Source organism: Shewanella sp. 11B5 (assembly GCF_002836795.1).
In the GTDB taxonomy this organism is placed as follows: Bacteria; Pseudomonadota; Gammaproteobacteria; order Enterobacterales; family Shewanellaceae; genus Shewanella; species Shewanella frigidimarina.
In genome coordinates, this window is sequence record NZ_PJAP01001062.1 from 1 (window position 1) to 2,451 (window position 2,451).

A 2,451-nucleotide genomic window follows, 5' to 3' on the forward strand; every position below is an offset into this window, starting at 1 on the left:
AAATCACCAGATGCTGGGTTATAAATGCCGTTAGTGGTTTAACTGTTTCAGAACTGATAAAGTTTTTAGTGTCTTTACGGAAGTATCCAACAGACACATAGCTTGATGGGGCGTAATACCACTCAGCAGAGAAGTCGATATTTTCTGATTCTAATGGCAACAATGTAGGGTTACCTGCAGAACCACCACCATTACTTCGATTGGCAAGCGTCGCTAATACCGTACCGCCTTGAATATCTGTGTAGCTAGGACGACCAATGGTTTCACTGTATGCCGCACGAAGCATGACATCTTCTACTACTTCAATATTAAAGTTGAAGCTTGGTAGTAAATAGTCGTAATCACCGGTTTTGGTTTCAAATACTTGCTCACCAGTACCTACTAATGCAATTTCAGTTTCAGCAATCCAGTCAGCGCCATTATATCCTGCAACGGCAGCGGTCGAGGTGACATCAGTTTGCTCATAACGAAGTCCGAAATGCACATCATATGGCATGCCGGCAATTTCATTATCGTAGTTGTACTGTACATAAACGGCTTGTGATTCTTCTTCAGTATAACGATCTGTTTCAGCTGCATAATTAGTAGAAGGGCAGAAGCCATTACCACAATCACCGCTTACTGCAGAAGCATAGTTTGCTGCTGCAAAATCACGTACTGATGCAAAATCCCACATGAAAATGGTATCTAAAACGTCAAAGTTACCGTCTGACAGAGAGAAATCGCCGCCATTAGCGTCAAATTTGTCATGAATGGTATCAGCTGGGAACCATGCATCTTCAAAGTCACCTGCAGAACCTACTCCACCCCAATCGTTACGCTGAACGTTGACGCTTTGTGAGTGGTTGTTAACGTTAGTTAGCGCTACACCAAAGTCGATGCTACCTGCATCTTCAAATAAGTATTCACCGTCAAATTGGTATTGATCAATTTCAGACTTATTACGTGCGTTACCAAAAACAGAACCGGTAAGCATCATGTCTGCAGGTGTCACTGCATTACCACCACCAACAGCAAGTACAGGTAAGTCACCGCTAAAGTCAGTTGCCGCGCTGGTACGCACAAACGCTGCAGTACTTAAATTGTTGTTTGAACCATAAAGGTTATTCGGTTTGTTTTCTGCAACCGAGTTGTGCGCATCAAATGTCAGCTTTAAGTTATCTGTTGCTTGCCATTCAAGGTTAAAACCTAAAGAACCACTTTCGTTACGTACGCCATAGTCACCAGCAGCCATAGATAAATCAGCAGGTGAATCATAAGTTTCAGAGTAAATAAGTGGTGAGGCGATAGGGCCATCAGACCATACGTTTTCAGACGGAACGAAGTTAAACCATGCTGATACGTCATTCGATTGAGTGTCGATGTCGTTACGCATGTAGGTATAGTCTACGCTTGCGACTACACTATCAACCGGGCTGTACTGTAATACTAACTGGCCGTTAGTACGGGTACGTTGTTGTTCTTCAAAACGATAAACAGTGGTTTGCGGAACGGAATAAATATCGCTATCACCAGGACGATTAACTTGGGTGCTGTCTTTAGCCACTCCGCCCCAATCACTGTTGTCAGCAGAACCTGGGAAGCTACGCCAGCCTGTGCCAACCTGTGCTTGTTGGTTACCACTTTCACGTTCTTGGTAACTGGCCGATAGTGAAATACCAAATTTATCATCTGCAAACGTGTTTGAGTACAAACCAGATAGTTCAGGGGTTACTGAGCCATTATCTGTTGATTGGTCATCAACCGCTTTTACACCAAAAGTGGCTTTCAACCCCGGAGAGCTGAATGGCTTGTGGGTTAAAATATCGATAGTAGAACCGATACCACCGGTAGAATCTGAGGCTTGGCTAGTTTTATGAACTTCTACACCGCTGATACTTTCAGATGCGATGTTAGCAAAATCAAATGAGCGCGAGCCTGTAGTGACGGGCATTTGACGACCATTGAGGGTGATCAAGTTGTAATCAGGACCAAAACCACGCACTGATACTTTACTGCCTTCACCGTTAGAACGGTCAATCGATACACCTGTAATACGCTGTAACGATTCAGCTAAGTTAGTATCAGGAAACTTACCAATATCTTCAGCAGAAATAGAGTCAACGACTCCACTTGATGAACGCTTCACATCCATTGATTTAATTAAACTGCCACGAATACCAGTAACCGAAATAACTTCGATATTTTCGTCACTGACTTCATCAGCAGCATGAGCTGGTAGGATACTGCTCATACCAAGGACAAGCGATAAACTGGTCGCAAGCTTGGTTTTGTTAAATGTTCTTGTTTTCATCTAGGAAATCCCCATTGACTAGATTTTGCTTCTCTCAATATTGCGGGTTAGGCGCAAATCGTTTTTTTTAATTCTCCATCGGCGCGGTAAACATTATTTATAATTAGTTGTCATATAAAACATCAAATGTAAGCGCTTACATAAAACTAGTGTAAAAT

General features: G+C 42.7%; 1 pseudogene. It reads right to left on the bottom strand.

The window, feature by feature from the left end:
* Nucleotides 1-2,293 (bottom strand): annotated as a pseudogene (locus CXF78_RS20305) (TonB-dependent receptor); the annotation flags it as partial.
* Nucleotides 2,294-2,451: the final 158 nt, after the last annotated feature.